Origin of the sequence: Anabaenopsis sp. FSS-46 (genome assembly GCF_029891665.1) — a bacterium.
In the GTDB taxonomy this organism is placed as follows: domain Bacteria; phylum Cyanobacteriota; class Cyanobacteriia; order Cyanobacteriales; family Nostocaceae; genus Anabaenopsis; species Anabaenopsis arnoldii.
Genome location: NZ_JANQDG010000073.1, coordinates 34,289 through 41,008, shown reverse-complemented (window position 1 = coordinate 41,008; position 6,720 = coordinate 34,289). Strand labels below are relative to the sequence as shown.

Here is a 6,720-nt window from a genome sequence, read left to right as displayed (position 1 = left end):
GCACGCAATATTTTATTGCGTGCTTTGCAAGCAACTGCCTTTACCGTGACCCATGATTCTATCGTGCTTTCTGACAAGTCAGAATTGACGGATGCCGTAGTTAATCTAGTTTAATCGCTTTGATTAGCTTAAAAGTTGCACGTATTTATATATCCAAATTTATTTAGAGATTTTAACCACTCTAGAATTTGAGAACATTTTTATGCCGACGACTGGAACTAGTATATCAGCACCCCAAAACTATCACAGCCAATGGACAACAGAAGTTATTCAAGTTCTCAATAGCGACCCAGAAAGGGGATTATCTTCTACGGAAGTTGACAAACGACAATCTGAGTTTGGTAAGAATGAACTTAAGGGTAAACCGGGAAAGCCTGCTTGGTTGAGATTTGTCTTGCAGTTCAATCAAGCCCTTCTCTACATTTTACTTATTGCCGGGTTAATTAAGGCTCTTTTACTTCAGTGGACAAACGCCGGGGTAATTTGGGGTGTGACTCTAATTAACGCTATCATTGGCTTTGTCCAAGAGTCAAAAGCCGAAGGTGCGATCGCCGCCTTAGCCCAAGCTGTTACCACCGAAGCGACGGTGATTCGTAACGGACAAAAATCCCGAATCCCCTCCCAAGAATTAGTTCCCGGTGATATTGTCTTACTTACTTCTGGGGATAAAGTCCCAGCAGATTTACGGTTATTCAACGTTCGTAATTTACAGGTAGATGAGTCCGCTTTAACGGGGGAGTCAGTACCGGTAGAAAAGTCTACTGCTGACCTCAGACCCGATACTCCCCTAGCAGAAAGGGTGAATATGGCTTATGCAGGTAGCTTTGTCACCTTTGGTCAAGGTAGCGGTATTGTTGTGGCCATTGCCAACGCTACGGAAATGGGGCGTATTTCCCAGTCCCTAGAACAAACCACCAGTCTCAGCACCCCCCTCACCCGTAAATTTGACAAATTTAGTCATCAACTCCTCTATATAATCCTTGGACTAGCAGCTATGACGTTTGCTGTGGGCTTAGGAAAAGGACAAACCTGGCCTGCTATGTTTGAGGCATCGGTGGCCTTGGCGGTGAGTGCAATTCCCGAAGGTTTACCCGCAGTGGTGACGGTGACCATGGCTATTGGAGTTAACCGCATGGCAAAACGTCACGCCATCATCCGTAAACTACCGGCGGTGGAAACTCTAGGGGGGGCTACTGTTATTTGTTCGGATAAAACTGGTACTCTCACAGAAAATCAAATGACGGTTCAGGGAATTTACGCCGGCGGGCAGCATTTCCAAGTCACAGGTACGGGTTATAATCCTCAAGGGGAGATTCTGTTTGAGCAGCAACCAGTAGATTTACAAACCGGATACTTCCCCGCCCTTGCAGATTGTTTAATGGCTGGGTTACTTTGCACAGACTCTCATTTAGCAAAAAATAGTAATGGTAATTGGTCTGTGGTAGGTGATCCTACTGAAGGCGCTATAATTATAGTGGCAAATAAGGCGGGGTGGAGTCAGTCGGAAATGACAAAATTAACTCCGCGCATTGATGGTATTCCCTTTGAGTCTGAGTTTCAATACATGGCTACTCTCCATGATAACCGAGACTCGGAGTCGAGAATTATTTACGTCAAGGGTTCCGTTGAAGCTATTACCAGTCGTTGTGAGCAAATGCTCAATGCTGAGGGAGAACTCGAACCAATGGCGGATCTTGAGTTAATAGAGCAGCGCGTGGTAACGATTTTAGCTAAACAGGGAATGCGGGTTTTAGCTTTTGGTAAAAAAATCGTCAGCCATGGGCAGAACTCTGTAGACCATGAAGATATTGCTTCTGGTTTGATTTTCTTAGGTTTACAGGGGATGATTGACCCACCCCGTCCAGAGGTGATCGCCGCAGTGCGTGCCTGTAAAACCGCAGGGATTCAAGTTAAGATGATTACAGGCGACCATATTACCACAGCCAAAGCCATAGCCCAACAAATTGGTTTAGAAAAAGACGGTCAGGTACAAGCCTTTGACGGTAAGCAAATCGCCCAAATGGACAACAGCCAACTCGCCCATGCTGTGGAGCATGGTGTGGTCTTTGCTAGGGTAGCTCCAGAGCAGAAATTGCGCTTAGTGGAAGCTTTGCAATCCCAAGGGGAAATTGTGGCCATGACCGGCGATGGAGTCAACGACGCTCCCGCTCTCAGACAAGCAGATATTGGTATCGCCATGGGGGGCGCAGGTACAGATGTAGCCCGGGAAGCCTCTGATATGCTGCTTACCGATGACAATTTTGCCTCTATTGAGGCTGCGGTGGAGGAAGGACGCACAGTATATCAGAATTTACAAAAGGCGATCGCCTTTATCTTACCGGTGAATGGGGGCGAATCCATGACTATTCTCATTAGCGCCCTCTTCGCCAGAGACCTACCCATTCTCTCCCTCCAAGTGCTGTGGTTAAACATGGTTAACTCCGTAGCCATGACCGTACCTTTAGCATTTGAACCCAAATCAGACCGGGTAATGAAACGTCCACCCCGCAACCCCAAGGAGCAGTTACTTTCTCGTACACTGTTCCAGCGCATAGCAGCAGTTTCTATCTTTAACTGGATTCTCATCTTTGGGATGTTTGAATGGGTGCGTCAAACCATAGGGGATATTAACATAGCTCGAACCATGGCAATTCAAGCTCTAGTCGCGGGACGAATTGTTTATTTATTGAGTATTAGTCAGTTAGCGAATGTAGCGGCGCGAAAAATCCAAGGTCAAGCAGTCAGTATCAACGATGGTCGCGCCATGTGTCTGGGTATATTTGGCACAGTATTATTACAAATCATATTTAGTCAATGGGATGTTATGAATCTTTTATTTAAAACCGCACCCCTGAATTTACAACAGTGGTTAATTTGCTTACTTCCGGCTATACCTATGATTCCCCTGGCTTGGTTTGTTAATCGCATAGACCCCACTAATTAAGGCCAATGGCTAACGCCACGCGATCTGCTTTAGCAGCAGCGCTTGCGCTATCGCAATAATAATCAAATTCTCCCCACTCGCTGGAGACCTTAATCGGATGGAAACCCCAAGCATTCAACCTGAATCCTAACTTTGCCTGAAAATAATAGAAAATAATAGCTTGAGTAACTCCAGTTTTCACAAAGAGGATTGCAGTAACACACTGATATAATTTAAGCCCAATCTGCAAATTCCATTAGCAAAGAATCTGCTGATAGCAAGTTTTACATTTTCAACGGATGCTTGACAAGCATGACTACTGATCGCAAATTGATGTATTTATGCAATGCTGGAGCTTTTTAGCCACCAATTGCAATGATTGTCCTTTTAATATGCTTACATGATCACCAGGAACTTCATGAACTTGTAATTCTCCAGTCACAAACTTCCCCCATTGTACTTCAAGCGGGATAACTTTGTAATTGACTGACTTCCGTGCCGTCGCTTTAAACAAGGTTACTCGACCTGAATAAGGTTTAGGAGTGTAAGCTTTAATTATTTGCTGACGTTTAAGGTTGTATAGATCATCCTGATTCCTATTTCTCCGTATCTTAAACCTATTTATTATCCGCATCTTAAATCGCACGAGCCACTCTGCGGGACTCAGCTTTAATAAATTAGAAAGCCTCTCGATGAGTGACAGTGGCTCATATAATAATCCGGTGTCAAACAAAGCCAATAAGGCGACCTGTTGGCCCTGTGCAACAAGCTGTTGAGCCATTTCGTAAGCAATCAGGCCACCAAAGGAATAACCCATCAGAAAGTAAGGACCCTCAGGCTGAAGCACACGCATTTCTTGAATGTAGTGAGCCGCCAGGTCTTCCATTGTAGGTAAAGAAATTACCGTATTCCTCGACTCTGCTATACCATAGTGGAGGGTATAAACAGGCTGTTCTTGTCCCAGATAGCGGCTCAACTCTTGGTAAACAAGGTAGTGGATGCCAAACAGCGGGGGGCGAGAACCTTCTGGTTGAATCGGAACGAGGGAGTACCAGAAAGGTGCCTCTTTTACTCCTCTTAAAATATCAGCTATTCCCTCAATAGTTGGATATTGGTAAATAGCAGTGAGGGGAATATCTGTTTGAAAATTTTTTGCAATCTGGGTGAACAACTCGGCACCTAACAATGAAGTTCCACCTAATTTAAAGAAATTATCCTTCACGCCGATAGGTCTACGCCCAAGAACTTTTTCCCAAATTTTTGTTAATTGAAGTTCCAAGTCATCACGAGGAGGGATTAACTCTGCATTAAAATAGTCGTCCCGATTATTTTTACTTTGGTTGTTCAATATTTTAGGTGATGCATTAATCCAGTATGATTGACGCTCAAACGGATAGGTAGGGAGTGAAATCGGATAACATTGTTTATAGTCTTGAACTTTAGACCAATCAATTTTCACCCCCATTAACCATAATTTAATTAAAGTGGAATATAAAGAATATAAATTATCAAGACTTTTTATGTTATGAAAACCCATCTGTTCCATATCATCATAACTTTTAATCTGCATAGAACATATATCTAGCATAATTAGATTGGATTCTGATAATACATCAGGTAAATCTTTTGGATTCATTTGACAAAAATTAAATTCCTTTTGCCATTGATCACGATCAATAGTTTCATTAATTTTAATTATTCTACCAGTAGTAGGCGAAACTACAGAAATTCTTGCAGGTTGAAAATTGGGAGGTGATTTTAAGTTTTTATCTGCTAGAATTAGGGAGATTACATCTTCTACAGTTAAAACTTCTGCTAATACTAAAGCTGCATAATTTCCCATACCAGAACCTATAGATATTGCCGGTTCTATTCCCCAGTATTGCCATAATTGACCGATAGCATATTCACAAATAAAATCCACAACTTGGCTATGAAGAGGATTTTCTAAATTCTCTTCTTCCATTAATTCTAGAAATGATATTGTCAAGAAAGAAGAAAGAAGCGGCTGCAATTTTTCCACCAATGAATATATGGCTGGCTGACTTTGATAAAGTAATTTAATAATTGGTTTCAGTTTATGGCTTTCTCCAAAGAAAATAAAACAAATTCGCGGTGATTTTCGTCTCGTAATTTGGCCACTGAACACACTTGATAATGATTCTTTGCGAAGAATCATATTTAGTTGCCCTTTCAATTGTTCTTTTGATTCAGTGATTATAGCTATACGGTGTTGAAATTGCGATCGCCTGGTGTTAGCCGTAAAACAAATATCGGACAAAGAGGCTTCAGGGGTATGTTCTAGGAAAGCTTGGTAACGTTGGGCTAAGGCTTGTAAAGCAGTGGGACTTTTTGCGGTTAGGGTAAAAATTTGTAAAGGAGCAGGATTCGGTTCAACTTTTGCCTGAGATGGGACTGATTCTAATATCACATGGGCATTAGTCCCCCCCAGTCCAAAAGAACTAACTCCTGCTCGGATTAGCCCTGTGTCTTCGGGTAAAGTTTCTAAGGTTTGTTGTACTTTTAGTCCTAGCTTGGCAAAAGGGATTCCAGGATTAGGCTCTTGAAAATGTAAAGTAGGTGGTATTTGACGGTGATAAAGCGAAAGAGCAACTTTAATCAACCCCGCAATACCAGAAGCGGCTTCTGTATGACCAATATTGGTTTTCACACAGCCCACTCCACAGGGATTATCGGGAGTTCGATTTTTGCCCACCACCGCTCCTAATGCCTTCATTTCTAGGGCATCTCCGATCAATGTTGCTGTACCATGAGCTTCAATATAATTAATCGAACTGGGATTAATATCTGCCTGTTGATAAACTTTTTGTAGGAGCTCAATCTGGGCTTGCATACTCGGTGCAGTCAAGCCATTACCCCTACCATTGTGATTAACGCCGCTTCCTCGAATAACAGCATAAACGCGATCGCCGTCTGCTTGAGCTTGGGATAAAGGTTTTAAGACAACGACTCCAATTCCCTCACCGCGAACGTAACCATCAGCTTTAGCATCAAAAACTTTGCAACGACCACTCCCGGAGATTAAGCCTGCATTGTCAAACCTAGAGGCGATCACGGGAGAAAAAGTGAGATTTGTGCCACTGACCAAAGCCAAAGAAATTTCTCCATTCCATAAGTTGTGACAAGCCTGATCTATAGCCACGAGGCCAGAGGAACATGTGGTGTTAATTACCAGACTTGCTCCTCGAAAATCAAAGTAGGAAGAAACTCTATTTGCTAACATACATTCCACGGTACCAATACTAGCAGAAAAGGTTGGATCTTCATTGAGCAATTTCAGGTATTCACTACCAGTAGCTCCAGTAAAAACACCCGTATTTGTACCGACTAAATTAGCAGGAACTAGCCCCGCGTCTTCTAATGCTTCCCAAGTGGTTTCTAACAAAAGTCTGTGTTGAGGATCAATCTTGATCGCTTCTTCCGAAGAAATACCAAAAAACGCCGCATCAAATTTATCTATGGCCTTTAGAAATCCGCCCCAACCCGTCATCTTCGTAGGGCGACCCCTCGGTATCTCCGTGATAGTATGTACGCCGTCTCGAATTACCTCCCAGAATTCACCAGGACTATTTGCATTGGGAAAACGACATCCCATGCCGATAATTGCGATCGATTGGACAATCATTAAGTTTTTTATCTTTACTTACCACGTTCGTTGACACGAACATATTATACACGCTAACTTTGTTGCTAGTCAAGCTATTCGGGTGGAGTTGCCATTGGTCTAGCATCTTCTTTTACCATGGGTTGTCTGTTACTGAAATTTTTGCCAACTC

Annotated in this window: 3 protein-coding genes; 1 reads left to right on the top strand and 2 read right to left on the bottom strand. The window is 42.8% G+C overall.

Features of this window, described 5'->3' with window-relative positions:
• The first annotated feature begins 202 nt into the window (after nucleotides 1-202).
• On the top strand, nucleotides 203-2,944 hold the full coding sequence (locus NWP21_RS08680) for an HAD-IC family P-type ATPase (protein WP_280792379.1): 2,742 nt from the start codon (nucleotides 203-205) through the stop codon (nucleotides 2,942-2,944).
• On the opposite strand, the gene NWP21_RS08675 is transcribed toward NWP21_RS08680, so the two are convergent.
• Both NWP21_RS08675 and NWP21_RS08670 read right to left on the bottom strand, forming a co-directional pair.
• Nucleotides 2,937-3,125, bottom strand: coding sequence for a hypothetical protein (locus NWP21_RS08675; RefSeq protein ID WP_280792378.1), 189 nt, complete (start codon nucleotides 3,123-3,125; stop codon nucleotides 2,937-2,939). The genes NWP21_RS08680 and NWP21_RS08675 overlap by 8 nt on opposite strands.
• Before the next feature lie 114 nt (nucleotides 3,126-3,239).
• Nucleotides 3,240-6,569 carry a beta-ketoacyl synthase N-terminal-like domain-containing protein gene (locus tag NWP21_RS08670; protein WP_280792377.1) on the bottom strand — a complete coding sequence of 1,110 codons (3,330 nt, stop codon included), beginning with the start codon at nucleotides 6,567-6,569 and terminating at the stop codon, nucleotides 3,240-3,242.
• Between the last annotated feature and the right edge of the window lie 151 nt (nucleotides 6,570-6,720).

Excerpts from the sequence above, each read along its gene's own strand:
- NWP21_RS08670 (WP_280792377.1), bottom strand. The coding sequence starts at position 6,569 with ATGATTGTCCAATCGATCGCAATTATCGGCATGGGATGTCGTTTTCCC.
- NWP21_RS08680 (WP_280792379.1), top strand. The coding sequence starts at position 203 with ATGCCGACGACTGGAACTAGTATATCAGCACCCCAAAACTATCACAGC.